Raw genomic sequence first — 15,727 nt, forward strand, 5'->3', positions numbered from 1 at the left:
GCCAAGCGTAACCGCTTGGCAACTTTGGTTTTAGCTAACGCCATAATAGGTATAGTGGTTATTCTGCAAGTAAGCTTCGCAGCATCCAGGCATTTTTCTCATGGATTTGAATGCGTTGGGTGAGTAGATCCGCCGTTGCTTCATCATTGGCTTGACCCACCAGTGGATACAGCGCCCGCGCATTACGAATGATCACTTCTTGATCGCCCAATAATTCGCGGATCATGGTTTCGGCTTTAGTGATCCCTTGATCTTCTTTGATCTCAGTGAGTGCCGCGTAGGCTGAATAGGAACCTAAGGCTCTGGAACCTAAGGCGCGCACACGCTCGGCAATGAGGTCAACGGCGAGGGCCAGTTCGGTATATTGCTGCTCAAACAACAAATGTAAACTGGTGAACATAGGGCCCGTGACATTCCAGTGAAAGCTGTGGGTCTTCAGATAAAGGCTATAACTGTCGGCCAATAACTGGTTTAACCCTGCAGCGATATCTTCTCTATGAGCTTGATTAATGCCGATATTCATCATGGTATTTTCTTTCTATTATTGCCCAATTTGATGGGTATAGATTAGCCTAACTCGATTTAATATAAAGCGATTAAATTAGATTTTATCAATCGAAATTTACGATTTTAAAATCAGAAACTGGCTCACGGATAAACATGACTAAACCCCTCGGCAGTAACAATAATAGGCCGTAGCTGGTATGCTTATGTCACGGCCTCGATAACCGAGAATAAAAGCTAACCTGTGAATAAATCAGCCTATTTAGAAGCCATGGCTATTACTGTCTGGCAAGTTCGCGATACCAAGGTTAAGCCCTACCAAGTGATTTGGGATAGGGATGGTGAACTGCCCCAAGCCGATCCCCTCATCGATACCGTGCTTAAGTTAATTGGCGTGGCACGGGATGAGTGCGATTTCGATTGTGAACCCCATAAGGGTAAGCAAATTGTCTGGGATTTACGCCGCCATAAAGTCAGGCCGCGTACCGCTTGGCTTGTGTCGGAGCCGCTTGCCGCTTTACTCGCGGACAGTGGGGCCAAACGTGCCCTGTGGGCGCAGATTTGGCAGTGGCGTGAGCAGCAGTCCCAAGCATAAAACGACATTCAAAAACTGGATCTGGAAACCCCGTGTGAATACTCAATACCCTAAAAATATGACAGCGCAATTACAGTTAGTTTTCCTCGAGGCCAATGATCTTAGCCAAATGGTCAGCATTGAGGGCAAGGCGCACTCTCACCCTATGAGTGAGGGCAATCTTGCCGATTCTTTCGGTCGTTTGTATCGGGTACTCGGATTAAAGACTCAGACTAATACCTTGATTGGATTTGCGATTATCCAGCAGATTGTCGATGAAGTAACCCTGATTGATATCTGTATCGATCCAGCTGAGCAGGGGCATGGTTATGGGCGGTTATTATTAAATGGGGTGGTTGATGTCGCAAAATCCTCGGGCGCTGTGGTGATTATGCTAGAAGTGCGGGAATCAAATGCAGCGGCGCGCCATTTATACCAACAGGCGGGGTTTACGGAATCCGGTCGTCGAAGGGGTTACTATTCTTCGGCTGAAGGTAAGGAAGATGCACTCTTGATGGATTTAAATTTAGCGATTTGATGTATATAACCCACCAGTTTTATGCCTTAGCCTTTTAAAGCTATAACCATAAAAAAACAGCGCTAATGCGCTGTTTTTATTTTAAAACCCAATAATGACTTACTTAACTTCTGTGAATCACAATGCTAATTTGTACTAGACTCATCCATTCTAGAGTTATTCTACACTGCTAATCACTACTGAGGAATTCACTTGCCTAAATTTACACCGCTGTGTTGTACTGATATACGGAACTTTTCTATTTTGGAAATGATTGAACTTTAGTTTTGAGCGGCAAATTGGACCTCGAGGGGTTATTGATGGAAGAAATTATATACCGATATGCGGTCGTGGATACTTTTATAAACATGCTGGAGAGCCAAGAGCTTTGGTTTTCGGATATAAAAAAAATGAACGACTGGGACGAGTATGATTGCGGCTACAGAATAATCGAACAAGTTATACAGGCAGAATTCCCTGATAAAGCTTATATCCTTAAACAGATATCCCCTTCAAAAGTAAACTCAGATTTCGCGATTTTAATTTGCTCATTCTCTCAGAAATTCGATTGTTTAAGTATGTGGCGTGGATATGGGGATAATGGCAATGGTGCTGCGATTGGATATTCTAAAAATGAAGTTGAAAATCATCATCTTTTTCAAAGATATCTAGCTAAAAATGCTCCAATAAATGGCAAAGTTCAGTTCTTTCCGGTAATTTACAGCGTAGAAATTTTTACTAATGAGGTAAAAAAATACTTGAATGAGTCTAGGCGACGGAATCCTGGAGTTCAGTTGAATGACGCGCAATTTAATCATTTGACAGATAGCAAGCTTTGTATGGCTTTAATACGATTATGTACACTCTATAAAAATGACTTTTTTGTTGATGAGCGAGAGACACGTGGGTTTATTGAAATTGATGCTTTTACAGATCCATATGAGCTGGCTGAGAGAGAAATTTATGATGAGAAATCTAAGTACCATAAATTCTGCACAACGTTTGCAAATATATCTGCAATCAAAGAGGTAGTTCTTGGTCCCACGTGTAAAATCTCAGAAAATGAGTTAAAGAAAAAGCTAGTCACCTTGGGCTTAGGTGAGGTTGTTATTAGAAAGTCGAGAGGGACATATCGATAAAATGTTCTTCGGGAAAAAAAATGCCAATTCGCAACATCCCTAAAAACTATCGCAACGTGACTGGCGTTGCAGCAAACTCGAAATCTGAGGGTAAGGCTATGTATGAGTCTACCTTGGAGCGGGATTGGCTGACGTTGCTGCAGTTTTCTGCTGACGTAGAACGCTTTGAAGTACAGCCGGTTAAAGTGCCGTGGTTTGATGAAAAGGATAAAGAGCGTTCTTACACACCGGATGTACTGGTGTATTACCGCAAATCTGGACACAAGCCATTACTGTGTGAAGTGAAATATCGCGATGAACTTCGTGAAAAATGGTTGCAGTTCAAACCGAAGTTTCAGGCTGCATACCGGCTTGCTAAAGATCGTGGCTGGCGGTTTAAGCTAATAACTGAAAAGCATATCCGGACGCCGCTGCTGGATAACGCCAAGTTTCTGCTGCCTTTTACCCGTCGAGCTTCCGCTGATTCAGAACTTGCTTCCCTGTTGCTAAGCACTCTGACCAAAGTAGAAAGCTATTCAGTGCAAGAGTTGCTAAACAGCATCGATACGAATCCTATGGTTCAGGCTGAATATATTCCGCTATTATGGTACCTAATAGGTACGATGCAGGTGGGAGCCGATTTGACACAGAAACTGACGATGGCCAGTACAGTTTGGAGTGTGGCAAATGACTAAAGTGGCGTTGGTAGAATTAAGGCCTGGCAAATTGGTATTTTACCAAGGTAAGGTGCACCGCATTCGCCGAGTAAATTCATTAGAAAACGTAGAACTGCTGGATGATGCTAATCAAGCGGTCATCGTCACCAAGGTTAATGATCTGCAACCTGCTGAGCAAAGTAACGAGCAAAATCATACCGATCTGCAAGCTATTGGTGAAGGCGCTTGGGTGGTTGCGCAAAAGCGTTATGACATTATTAAACCGTTGCTGGACAAGCCCGACCGCACGCGAGGTGATGTCGCTACCCAGGCAACAACTCATTCGGTGCATACCAATACGGTGTATGGTTGGCTAAGAGCGTATGAGCAAAGTGGACTACGCTCATCGCTGCTGCCCAAAACACGTAGTGATAAAGGTGCGGCTAAGTTAACGCCCGAGGTAGAGAAGATTATCCGTGAGGCGATTGAAAGCGAATACCTGACTAAGCAGAAAAAGAGCCAGCAGAAAGTATGTGATGAAGTTAGAAAGCATTGTTTAAGGCAGAACCTGCCTATACCACATGGCAACAGTGTTCGAAATCGCATTAAGCAATTACAGGGTGAATTGGTTGCCGCCCGTCGCCTTGGACGCAAAACCGCAGACTTAAGCTATAAGCCACATGAGGGGAGCTTCCCTGGTGCGGATTACCCACTGGCCGTAGTGCAAATTGACCACACCAAACTTGATATTATTTTGGTGGACGATCATTATCGGCAACCAGTTGGCAGGCCATGGATCACTTTGGCATTTGACGTCTGTACAAGGGTGGTAACGGGGTTCTATGTCTCATTCGATCCACCCAGTGCCTTATCGACCGGACTGTGTTTAACCCATGCAATTTTAATGAAAGATAAATGGCTTACTCGGTACCCAACAAAAAACCAATGGTTAGTGTGGGGCTTGCCGGCTAAAGTACATCTTGATAATGCCAAAGAGTTTCGAGGCAGCATGATGCAACGGGGTTGTGATGAGTACGGTATCGATCTGGAGTGGCGTCCGGTAGGCCGGCCAAATTTCGGTGCTCATGTAGAACGAGCGCTGGGTTCTTTCGCACAAGAAATTCATACGCTACCTGGTACTACTTTTTCTAATCCGCGAGAGAAAGGAGAGTATGACTCTGAGGGAAAAGCTGCGTTAACTTTATCAGAGTTCGAGCAGTGGCTAACGATTTATATTGTTGATGTTTACCACCATAAAATACATAGCAGCCTTGGTATGTCGCCAGCACAGGCCTGGCAGCGTGGTATTTTGGGCTCAGATAAAGTACTAGGCTCTGGCCTGCCGGCCAAAATTGCTGATGAGTTTAAATTGCGACTGGATTTAATGCCGTTTGAGCTAAGAGCCGTGCTGGATTACGGCGTACAAATTGACAAAATTCACTATTATTCAGACGTGTTGCGGGTGTGGATTAACGCTCCTGATCCGAATGATTCAAAGCGTAAGCGTAAATTTATGTTTCGGCGCGACCCACGCGATCTAAGCCAAATTTGGTTTTATGATCCTGAGTTGGCAACCTATTACGCCATCCCATATCGTAATTTGTCGCACCCACCCATTAGCATTTGGGAGCTGCGTGAAGCACGTAAACGCGCTGAAGATGCTGGTGTGAGAGAAATAGATGAACAGGCTATTTTTGATGCGTATGAGCGTATGCGCGAAATTGAAACCACAGCAGTGAAAACCAGTAAGGCGGTAAGGCGCATGAACCAGCGACGCAAAACACATCAGTTGTCACATACTGTGATTGAGCAAAGCCGGTCAGCCAAAGCTGAACGGCCTGTGCTACCTGTTGAGCAAGATGATAACAACACGGAGTTTTTGCCGTTTGATGAGCTGGACGAGCTATGACTGACAATCCCAGCCATCTCACGCCTAGTACCAGAGAAGCACTTAATTTGACTGATGCTGATCGGATTTTTCGAATTAAGTCAGACCGCTGGATTGGCTACCCTCATGCCAAGGTTGTATTGAAGCAACTGGATGATTTACTGCAACACCCAAGGGTGAATCGGATGCCAAATATCATCCTGATTGGTGACTCGAACAACGGTAAAAGCACTTTGGCAAAACGTTTCTGTCGGCTAAATCCGGCGGTCGACAACCCAGAAGGTGAATCTGTGACTGCACCTGTTATGTATGTGCAGGCACCACCGGTACCGGATGAAGGCCGCTTTTATAATGCTATTCTGGATCAATTGTTTGCGCCTTACAAACCCAGTGAGCGCGTTGATAAGAAGCAGTTCCAGGTACTGAAACTGTTACGGTATGCACAGCTAAAGGTGCTGGTTATAGACGAAATACACCAAATCCTTGCCGGTAGTTTGCACCGACAGCGCGCTTTTTTGAATGTGCTTAAGTACTTGAGTAATGAGCTGCAAATCTCGATTGTAGGTGTCGGCACCAAAGATGCACTTAGAGCACTACAGACTGAACCGCAGTTAGCTAATCGCTTTAAACCCATATACCTGCCGCGGTGGGAAATGAATGATGACTTCAAGCGTCTGCTGGCTAGTTTTGAGGCAATGCTGCCTCTTAAGCTGCCATCAAAATTACATAGTGAAGCAATTTTCACTAAATTATATGCCATGAGCGAGGGCAATATAGGCGAGTTAACAGGCGTGTTAAACGCAGCAGCTGAACTGGCTATTTTAAATGGCTGTGAGTGCATCACACTAGACTGCCTACACAACATCGACTGGACGCCGCCTTCGGAGCGCAGGCGTCAGTTTCTAACCGTTTAAGCCATGTTATCTGGGACTTTATGGCCAGCCCATCCCCGACCTTTATCTGGGGAGGCATTATCTTCTTGGTTTATTCGCTGTGCCCACGCTAATGGTATGAAGGCGCAAACATTCGCTGTACGTAACTTTGGTCATCAAAGGCAGTTGTGGAATCGTGATATTGACCGTCAGGCACCTGAATGGCTAATGCAAACTGTTAGTCAGCGAACAGGGGTTCCGCTTAATCAAGTAAAAAAGATGACTGTGTTGTTATTTGAGGGCCGCTTATTCCAGTGCAAAAGTCTAAGTGGTCCTTTGCGTTGGTGGTTACCCTTGAATATGTATCACAGAATTTACCGCAATTACGGTGTTCTGTACTGTCCACAATGTTTGGAAGAAGATGCGATTCCTTATTTCCGGTTAAATTGGCGGCTGGCGTTTTATACATTTTGTCCAAAACATCAGATCATGCTGCATGATCGTTGTCATCAATGCCAGCAACCAGTTGCATTCCACAGAGTCGAGCTTGGCAAAGCCAACTTGCTGGAGGCAAGTTCTATGGATCATTGCTGGAACTGCAATTCGTTGTTGAGTGAAGCTCCACAAGAGTTGGTAGATAAATGGCACAAGAGGCCATTTACTCAATGGGAAGCATTGTTGAATGTTGTTGACCGCCAGTTCAGAGACTGTGGTCCCTTAAACACAGCAAGACTAATTCTATGGCACCAAATGTGCCGTTTAATAGTGAGTGAAAATCTTGCCCCTTATTTACAGGACTATATTTGTAACATTGTGGATCAACCAATACGTGAGTTGGTAAAAAGCAGAAAGGCATTTGAACAGCGAGACCTTGAGGAGCGCCATTACGTATTAGGCCTTGCCGCCTGGATTAGTGATGTACAGGCTGAACGTAAGCTTCACACCGCCATACAAAAACGGATGCTGCCATTGAATCAGGTGTATCGGGATTTAAGATTGGCCGAAATTGCTGAACTCGACAGAATTCTTGTTTTACCGACAAGCAAAAGAGGTGGAACGAAAAAATCTAGCCAACGCTAATTTATTGTGATGTTCCACCGAAGCTAGCAGCTCCGGGCTATGTATAACTTCAAACCAAAATATGTTTACCTTTAGCGAATAAGATGGTTAAATTTCCTGAAAAAGTGATGATGCTTAACTGTTGGTTTTATAAAAGGATTTTTAACTGATATGAAGTAATGTTCTAATAGATTAATACCTTAGACTAAATAGCGATCGACTTTTATATCGGTTTCTGAAACAATTCATGGAAGTGAAAATATAGATTAGGAACCGATAAAATGAACAAAGAGCCTGCAATAGTTGACCTGTTCTGTGGGTGCGGTGGTTTTGGATTAGGAGCTGAATTAGCTGGATTCAAATCTATTGCAGCTGTCGATATAGAGTCAACTTTACAATCCGCTTACGCTAGAAATTTCCCTAAAGCGCAAGTTGTTAACGGTGATCTTTCTAAAATGGAAGCCGAAGATTGGCGCATGCTTCTTAACGGACAGCAAGTAGACGGCGTAATTGGTGGGCCTCCATGCCAAGGATATAGCCGTATGGGGCATTCTGATAAAGCAGATCCACGACGCTCACTGTTAAAGCATTTTTTTAGAACTGTTAACATCATAAGCCCTAAATTTTTTGTAATGGAAAACGTAGAGGGGTTAATGGATGAAAAAAATGTCTATGAGCTGCGCTCTGCTCTGAAAGTGATAGATAAAAGTTACACAGTTTTAAATCCAATGATTGTGAATGCTCATGACTACGGGGCTCCAACTAAACGAAAACGAGTGATTGTAGTTGGGTATAAGCCTGAGTATCTGGCTAGGCTTGATGTAGCTGATTTTATCCCAACTAATGTTGAGAGAAATACGGTGAGAGACGCGATTTATGACTTGCCTTCACCTATTTATGCTACTCAATTACCAGATGCCGATGATTATGCATGGAATAAGTACCGAAAAGTATCGGGTTTATCTAATTACGCTTTGGCCATGAGAGAGCTACCACCTCAAAACCTTGGTTGGGATGTATCTGTTAGAGAACTTAAAAATCAGAGAGTAAGTGGCTTCTTGAATACTAAACATACAGAAGCTGTTTTAAACCGATATGCTCTTGTTGAGCAAGGTTTAGTCGATAAAACCAGTAGAGCGAAGCGTCTTTCTTGGGATGGTGTTTGTCCAACATTGAGAGCTGGTACAGGTTCAGATAAAGGTAGTCATCAAGCGGTTAGGCCACTTCATCCAACTGAAAATAGAGTTATAACTGTCAGAGAGGCGGCTAGATTGCAGGGGTTTCCTGACTGGTTTGTTTTTCATAATACGAAATGGCACAGCTTTAGGATGATAGGTAACAGTGTTTCACCACTTGTTTCCAAATATATATTGAGAACGATTAAAGAAAAGATTTTACCTAAAAAGTTGGAAAAAACAGGATAAGGATAGGGGTTCAAATGTCAGAATTTAAGTTGTTCGAGGAAGTTGAGTTAAGAACAGGGATAGATCCGAGTTTTTTGGCTGAAACATTGACTACTGACATTGAACTTACCGATGCGCTTTTTGACCTTATTGATAACTCAATAGATTCCGCTCGGAATGCAATTATTCAGAGTGAATATGAAAAAGATTCTAGAGGGCTACCAAAAGACTATTCTGGTTATGAGATAACCCTTAGATTTACAAGGGATAGTATTGCTATTCATGATAATTGTATTGGGTTTGAAACGGATACTCTAGAACAAGACACTTTTTTTACTGGAAAGAGATCCAGCCATAAGCACGGAATTGGATATTACGGTTTAGGTTTGAAAAGGGCTTTATTAAAAGCAGGAAGTCGCTATGGATTAGTAACTGATAATGGGGAAAACCTCTATAAATCAAGTTTCAATGCTCGTTCTTTTTCTTCATTTTCTTCTACGTCAAGTGACGACTTAGAAAAGTTAATAGCTCGCAAATATCCATCTAGAGGAAAAAAACATACCCTATTTGTGGTTTACAGCCTTCATAGAAATGTCAAATTTCAGATAAGTAACATGGAGTGGTTTAACAATTCCGTCGCTGAGTTATCAGTCAGGTATTCGATGTTTTTACGGAAAGGTTTGCGTATTAAAATTGTAAATAGCCAACTTCCTGAACTTGTAACCTTAGATGTGCAGCCAACTATTCCAGAAGTAAGAGCTGACGGTTTGATCAATGTCATTACTGATAATTTTGATATACCTGGTGTCGTTTGTGATTTTGAAGTTGGTATCCATAGAGATTATCGATTCCCCGGTGAATGGGACAGTAATTCAAAAGACAATGAGCTTCTTACAAGAAGCTATGGCGTTTATTACATATGCAACGACCGTGTAATTGTAGCTGCGAGTACTGAACATAGGCATGGATTTACAACTCAATGGCACTCAGAATATGGTGGGTTTATCTGTTTAGCTCATATAGTTGGCGAAAATCCTAGAGATTTGCCCTGGAATACCGCCAAAACTGAAATAAAGGTTAACAGTCCATTATTTCTTGAGATAAGAAAAAAGGTTGAACCTTTGGCATTGAAATACAGATCAGCTTCAAAAGTCTTGATAAATCTGTGGACAAAAAAAATTCCAAAAGACTTACCACTGCTAGAGCGAAAAAAAGCGTTTGCTGAACAAACTACAGGTAAGAAGCTAAATAATTCAAACGTCGCGGCTATTGTTAAAAAGAAAAGTATCTCCGCAGATTCTTCTGATAATAAAGTTAAGACTAATTTTACCGTGACGAAGAATGATGCTGAGCAAAAACCTAGTTTGGTGACTCCAAAAGGTAGTGATAAATCTGTATCTAATAGTTATCGGCGACACACGAAAGATTGGAAAGAACTTATTCCTCGTGAGCAATTTCCTGTTAGTGACGATGATGCTGTATTAAATAATTTGGTTATAGAGGCATCAGGCTTACTCATCGATACATTTCCACACGCATCATGTTTAATTTATCGCTCTATATTTGAGTGTGCTTTCAGACACTTTGTTAAGAAAAATAAACTTTTTCCAAACGTCATCGAGCATTATTATAGTAAGGGTGACGGTAAAAATAAAAATCACACACCAGAGTATAAGAAACAACAAGGAATTGATTTGTCTATGTGCTCAAAGTGGATTGCTGATTCCCAAAATTACTTTCCTCAAGAAAGGCGTAAACGCTTAGGAGTATGTGCGGGCAAGCTTCTCCAACATATTCCCCTGATGAATGGTATTGTTCACGGCGTCCAATTTTTAGGGCAAGAGGGCAAGGTCCACTCTATTCGTAATGAAACTATTGAGCTGCTAGAGTTCTTAGTATTGGCTAGAATCAATGAAGATTGAGTACTTCATGCGTACTTTGGGCAGTACTCCTTAATTTTGAGATTTAAGGCGTCTGCCAAGCCGTGCGATGATGGCCAAACGTGCTTATAAGAATGAAGCTTTATTGGGTCGATTTTATAGCTAGGTACATTACCCCATACTCCTCGTTGCTCAGCAATGCTGGCTAGGAGCATTGCTATGTTTAAAGTCGATATATATTGGCCATATGTCAGATAAATCATGCCTATACGGCATTTGTCGTTCTCTCGGTGTTCAAATTCAATCACACTAAACCAATGATCTTGATATCGGATATCGGCGATAAGTATTTTGCGGCGAATTTGTGTTCTTGAATCCAAATACGACCACTGCCAACACCCCTCTGGTTTAGTCAGCGGAATATATTTGGTGAGTTCATCCTGTTCCCGTATTTTTGCGCTAAAGCCTTCATAGGTATTCAGATGTTCGATGGCTTTAATAAAAGTATCGAAGCCCGCTGGAAGAGCTTTAGCGCGCTCGTAAGTGCTGTTTAAGCGGCCAGTGCTCACAGTCGAGTCGATATTTTCGCCCTGAGCACTACTAAGCTGGTTGGTGTCTACTGGTGGCTTTACGACAGTGACAGATTTATAGTCACATTGCTCTTTAGTGGGTTTATCCGGCTCCTTACCAGCGATATAGCCAAACCTGTCTGTTGGCAGATTAAATATTTCTGTAGCTGCGTTTTTATTCGGTGCTTGCTGACTTTGAAAGGGTTTGCCTTGTTGCCCAGGGATTACACGGGGGCCGCTCCAGCATGGCTTTTTCTCGTCATCGGGTTGGTCTTTGCCATCTTTGGCTCGGTTGTTATCGTTGTCACGATACACGGTCAGATGCCGGAAGGGGAAAACCGCTGAGCAGCGAACCAGCGACAATACAAGGTAACGCCATTTATTCGGAACTACTGTAGGGAGCATTTTGCAACGGGCTATTAGGTTCGTGCTGCCAGCAAACGGAAAGTTACTTTCAATATGCGCCGGTACGCCATTTAAACGATTTTTTAGCATGGCATCATGTACCGCTGTTGCACCTAACCAAGCTTCAGGAGAATTTAGAATTCGGGCCAGTATCCAGCCGTCTTGATCAGAAAAACGCTGGCGTAGCCCAATAATTTCGCGTTGTTCCTCCGGTTCAGACCTGGTGTGTTCCATATTCAGCACTGCATGCAAATTGTGTTTTAAGTCACCGGAGAAAATAACATCTGCCAGGTCGGTTGACACTGCATAATAAAAGCGCACCAGCTCTGCCATTGGTATCAAAATGCCGTAAGGGTCGCCGCCATGTTCTACTGCAACCATTTTGCTGAAATAGCCGTCTTTGCCAAATTTGTAATGACTGTAGGGAATGATGTACTGGTTATGCTCCTTGGTACTGGCATTTAACACTTGGCTAGTATGCTTGGAGATCTCTAACCCTTTGAACTCAGTTAGTTGACCTGCAAGCTGTTGCTGACACTCACTATTGCGCCAGATAGATCCAATACACACCGCTGGCAGCTGTCCGGTACCTATGCTGATGGTTCGCTGATCAGTGTAATCTACCAAACCGCTAGATGCAGAAGCCAACTTATTGGGAAGCAGAGCGGTAATATCAGGCGTTTTGAACGGGGTTATGACAACTTGCAGTACTGGTTCGCGTGGTAGCTTGGGGTTGGGCTGAATGGCACCGAACCAATCAACCCGCCAATAACGACTATCGGAGGGGAATTCCTTGATCTCTGGAATCCCCCGCATTAATCAACCCCGCTAACAAATTGTGGTTGTAGTACAAAATAGTGATGTACAGTACAAAATAGCATTGTGCAGTACTATCTAGGGTTGTAATTCACAACTTCTTTACCTTGGGCTTGCAGATCCGCATGGTAGCTTGAGCGCACTAATGGGCCACAGGCTGCATGGGTAAAACCTAACTCATCGGCTAAGGCTTTAAGCTCGGCAAACTCTTCTGGTGGCACGTAACGCTCTACCGGTAAGTGGAACTTAGACGGCTGTAGGTATTGGCCTAGGGTCAGCATTTCAACCTTGTGCTCGCGCAGGTCACGTAATACTTGGGCGATTTCTTCGTTGGTTTCACCTAAGCCCATCATCAGGCCAGATTTAGTGGGCACATTTGGATGACGTTCTTTAAAGCGTTTAAGCAGATCGAGCGACCATTGATAGTTTGCACCTGGGCGGGCTTTACGATAATGCATTGGCGCCGTTTCTAAGTTGTGGTTGAACACATCGGGCGGCTCAGTCGATAGAATATCTAAGGCGGCATCGATACGACCACGGAAATCAGGCACTAAGGTTTCGATCTTGATATCTGGATTAAGTTTGCGAATTTCGCGGATACAATCGGCAAAATGCTGGGCACCACCATCGCGTAAATCGTCACGATCTACGGAAGTAATAACCACATACTTGAGTTTCATATCGCGGATCGTTTGCGCCAATTTAACCGGCTCTTCGGCGTCGGGCTTAAGCGGACGACCATGGGCAACGTCGCAAAATGGACAACGGCGGGTACAAATTGCACCCAAAATCATAAAGGTTGCCGTACCGTGGTTAAAGCATTCGGCGAGGTTAGGGCAGGAGGCTTCTTCACACACAGAGTGCAGACCATTAGAGCGCAGCGCCTGTTTAATCTCTAAAATGCGTTGATTCGAGGCGGGTAACTTTACCCGTAACCAATCGGGTTTGCGCAGCATAGTATCGCGCTCGGAGGGCACTATCTTGACCGGAATGCGTGACACCTTATCGGCATCTCTTAATTTTACTCCGGGTTGTAAACGTTCAGGCCTATTCATGACGCTGCTAATCCTTGATGATGAACTAGATGTTGGTAGCCCAATAGTTGGCTAAAGGTAATAGTGAGTTGCTCGCCTGCTTCCACCACGGTTTGTGGGCCGCCAAGCTCCTTACATTGCACCATTTCAAGACCGGCATAACCACAGGGGTTAATGCGGCGAAAAGGGGCGAGATCCATATCGACATTAAGCGCTAAGCCGTGGAATGAACAGCCTTTTCGAATGCGTAATCCTAGAGAGGCGATTTTGCGTTCATTGACATATACGCCCGGTGCATCGGCCTTAGCGTAGGCTTGAATATCGTATTTAGCGAGCATATCGATAATGCTTTGCTCTATATGCGTCACAAGCTGGCGTACACCGAGTTTACTACGTTTGATATCAAGAAGAGGATAAACCACAAGTTGCCCTGGGCCGTGGTAGGTGACTTGCCCACCACGATCCACTTGGATAACGGGAATGTCACCGGCATTCAAGATATGTTCGCTCTTGCCAGCTTGGCCTTGGGTAAACACGGGTGGGTGTTCTACTATCCACAGCTCATCTGGGCTGTCGCCGTTACGGGTGTCAGTGTATTGCTGCATCGCATGCCAAACTGACTCGTAATCTTGCTGGCCTAGATGCCGAATATGCAAAGTCGTTTCTTGCAAGGGCAACCTCTCCCCTTAAAATTGAGTGGCGGCATTATAACCATAAATGTAAGACAGATCACATTTCATGATCCCGAGGAATTCTTATAGTACGCGGCGCACACCTTCGATGGCGGCAAGTTCTGTGTACAGGATTTCGATATGGTCTTTACTGGTTACAGTGACACGAATCGTGATCGAGTAGTAGCTGCCTTTGCTAGAGGCCTTTGTGGTGGGGGAATAGTCACCCGGTGCGTGTTTTTGAACGACGGCAACCACTCTATCGGTTAGGGCTTCATGGGCATCCCCGACGACTTTAAAGGGGAATGCACAGGGGAAATCCATCAGTTCATCAAATTTAGTGTTCAACATAATCAGTGCTCGTAACCATCTTAATGGGATCTATATGGTGGCATATTATACCCGATTCAAGGGCGATACTCCCCCAAAAACAACTAAGCCACCCGAAGGTGGCTTAGTTTTTGTGAGTCGGATTAGCTAAACCAACCGGAAAACAATTGTTTAAAGTAATCCACTAATTTGCTGAACCAACTTCCTTCGTTAACCTCTTGTAGGGTCACTAGGGGGTACTGGGCAATATCTTTACCGTCGAGTTGGAAGAACAAACGCCCCACAGTTTCACCTTTTTTCAATGGTGCATCGAGTGGCTTAGTCAGTTCAAAGTTAGCTTTTAGGTCTTTAGCTCGGCCGCGGCTGATGGTAATAGGTGTATCGGTTGCAACACCTAAATCGACTGTGCTCTTGTCACCGTACCAAATTTGTTGGGTGACGAAGCTATCGCCCGCCTTGTAAGGGGTCACTGTTTCAAAGAAACGGAAACCATAGGTCAGCAGTTTTTTACTTTCGGCCTTACGGGCAGATTCGCTTTGCGTACCTAGCACTACAGAGATCAAACGCATGCCATCTTTGGTGGCCGATGCGACTAAGTTGTAACCCGCGCCAGAAGTATGGCCAGTTTTAATACCGTCGACATTCATGCTGTTATCCCACAATAAACCGTTGCGGTTATATTGTTTGATGCCATTGAATGTATAGAATTTTTCGCTGTAGACTCGGTATTCTTCGGGGACGTCACGAATTAATGCGGCGCCTAATAACGCCATATCGTAGGCGGTTGTTTTGTGGTTTTCAGAGTCTAGACCGTGGGAGTTTTCGAAGTAGCTGTCGCGCATGCCCAATTGCTTAGACCATGAGTTCATCATGTCAACGAAGGCATCTTCAGTTCCGGCAATATGTTCGGCCATGGCCACACAGGCATCGTTGCCCGATTGAATGATAATGCCGCGGTTTAGGTCGGACACTTTAACGGTTTTGCCCACTTCGATAAACATCTTAGAAGAGTCGGAGAAGTTCTTAGACCAAGCGTTTTTACTGATGGTGACATCATCATCGGGGGAAACATTGCCAGCTTTAATTTCTTGACCGATCACATAACTGGTCATCATTTTAGTCAAGCTGGCGGGATTTAAGCTTTCATAGGCATTGCTTTCGGCAATAATTTGGCCTGAATTATAATCCATCAAGACGTAAGCCTTGGCGGCAACTGTCGGTGCATCAGGGGTAACAATCGGCTGCGCAGCATAAACAGGGAGAGAGGCACTAGAAATTAGCAGCAATGTTTTAATGGGACTTTTGACAAAATTCATCATTAACTTGGCACGTCTTTTTGGTTGTATTGAATGGAAAGGGCTAAATAGCTTCGAAAGTATACCACCCTTCGACAGGGGATTTCAGTGAAGGTTCCTTCATCCGCGGCATTTT

The 15,727-nt window shown here is 44.0% G+C and carries 15 protein-coding genes; 9 read left to right on the plus strand and 6 right to left on the minus strand.

Going from position 1 to position 15,727, the window contains the following annotated elements; genetic code table 11:
• Positions 1-58 precede the first annotated feature (58 nt).
• Positions 59-526 (minus strand): DNA starvation/stationary phase protection protein DpsA, encoded by a 468-nt coding sequence (dpsA, locus tag MJO46_RS16935; protein ID WP_198780799.1) that lies wholly within the window; start codon positions 524-526, stop codon positions 59-61.
• Positions 527-748: 222 nt separating this feature from the next.
• Between dpsA and MJO46_RS16940 the strand changes: the two genes are divergently transcribed.
• From MJO46_RS16940 to MJO46_RS16980, 9 genes are all read left to right on the plus strand, one after another.
• Positions 749-1,099 (plus strand): hypothetical protein, encoded by a 351-nt coding sequence (locus MJO46_RS16940; protein WP_253990345.1) that lies wholly within the window; start codon positions 749-751, stop codon positions 1,097-1,099.
• 58 nt (positions 1,100-1,157) lie between these two features.
• Positions 1,158-1,616: a ribosomal protein S18-alanine N-acetyltransferase gene (gene rimI / locus MJO46_RS16945; RefSeq protein ID WP_253990479.1), complete on the plus strand. Its 459-nt coding sequence runs from the start codon at positions 1,158-1,160 to the stop codon at positions 1,614-1,616.
• A 299-nt stretch (positions 1,617-1,915) separates the two neighbouring features.
• Positions 1,916-2,734: a DUF2971 domain-containing protein gene (locus MJO46_RS16950; RefSeq protein WP_253990346.1), complete on the plus strand. Its 819-nt coding sequence runs from the start codon at positions 1,916-1,918 to the stop codon at positions 2,732-2,734.
• 20 nt (positions 2,735-2,754) lie between these two features.
• Positions 2,755-3,408 (plus strand): TnsA endonuclease N-terminal domain-containing protein, encoded by a 654-nt coding sequence (locus tag MJO46_RS16955; RefSeq protein ID WP_253990347.1) that lies wholly within the window; start codon positions 2,755-2,757, stop codon positions 3,406-3,408.
• Positions 3,401-5,278 carry a Mu transposase C-terminal domain-containing protein gene (locus MJO46_RS16960; protein ID WP_253990348.1) on the plus strand — a complete coding sequence of 626 codons (1,878 nt, stop codon included), beginning with the start codon at positions 3,401-3,403 and terminating at the stop codon, positions 5,276-5,278. The genes MJO46_RS16955 and MJO46_RS16960 overlap by 8 nt, the downstream gene beginning before the upstream one ends.
• Positions 5,275-6,171 carry a TniB family NTP-binding protein gene (locus tag MJO46_RS16965; protein WP_253990349.1) on the plus strand — a complete coding sequence of 299 codons (897 nt, stop codon included), beginning with the start codon at positions 5,275-5,277 and terminating at the stop codon, positions 6,169-6,171. The genes MJO46_RS16960 and MJO46_RS16965 overlap by 4 nt, the downstream gene beginning before the upstream one ends.
• A 3-nt stretch (positions 6,172-6,174) precedes the next feature.
• A complete protein-coding gene (locus tag MJO46_RS16970) occupies positions 6,175-7,209 on the plus strand; it encodes a TniQ family protein (RefSeq protein WP_253990350.1) in 1,035 nt (344 codons plus the stop codon).
• A gap of 260 nt (positions 7,210-7,469) precedes the next feature.
• On the plus strand, positions 7,470-8,612 hold the full coding sequence (locus tag MJO46_RS16975; RefSeq protein ID WP_253990351.1) for a DNA cytosine methyltransferase: 1,143 nt from the start codon (positions 7,470-7,472) through the stop codon (positions 8,610-8,612).
• A gap of 14 nt (positions 8,613-8,626) precedes the next feature.
• Positions 8,627-10,513, plus strand: coding sequence for an ATP-binding protein (locus tag MJO46_RS16980; protein ID WP_253990352.1), 1,887 nt, complete (start codon positions 8,627-8,629; stop codon positions 10,511-10,513).
• Between the two features lie 5 nt (positions 10,514-10,518).
• Here the strand turns inward: MJO46_RS16980 and MJO46_RS16985 are convergent, their stop codons facing one another.
• The 5 genes from MJO46_RS16985 to MJO46_RS17005 all read right to left on the minus strand — a co-directional run bounded on the left by MJO46_RS16985 (position 10,519) and on the right by MJO46_RS17005 (position 15,615).
• A complete protein-coding gene (locus MJO46_RS16985) occupies positions 10,519-12,261 on the minus strand; it encodes a hypothetical protein (RefSeq protein WP_253990353.1) in 1,743 nt (580 codons plus the stop codon).
• Between the two features lie 74 nt (positions 12,262-12,335).
• Positions 12,336-13,316 carry a lipoyl synthase gene (lipA, locus tag MJO46_RS16990; RefSeq protein WP_253990354.1) on the minus strand — a complete coding sequence of 327 codons (981 nt, stop codon included), beginning with the start codon at positions 13,314-13,316 and terminating at the stop codon, positions 12,336-12,338.
• A complete protein-coding gene (gene lipB / locus MJO46_RS16995) occupies positions 13,313-13,966 on the minus strand; it encodes a lipoyl(octanoyl) transferase LipB (RefSeq protein WP_198780796.1) in 654 nt (217 codons plus the stop codon). The genes lipA and lipB overlap by 4 nt, the downstream gene beginning before the upstream one ends.
• Before the next feature lie 84 nt (positions 13,967-14,050).
• A complete protein-coding gene (gene ybeD / locus MJO46_RS17000) occupies positions 14,051-14,317 on the minus strand; it encodes a DUF493 family protein YbeD (protein ID WP_198780795.1) in 267 nt (88 codons plus the stop codon).
• A gap of 122 nt (positions 14,318-14,439) precedes the next feature.
• A complete protein-coding gene (locus tag MJO46_RS17005) occupies positions 14,440-15,615 on the minus strand; it encodes a serine hydrolase (protein WP_253990355.1) in 1,176 nt (391 codons plus the stop codon).
• Positions 15,616-15,727 lie beyond the last annotated feature (112 nt).

This window comes from Shewanella sp. KJ2020 (assembly GCF_024197625.1).
Classification (GTDB): Bacteria; Pseudomonadota; Gammaproteobacteria; order Enterobacterales; family Shewanellaceae; genus Shewanella.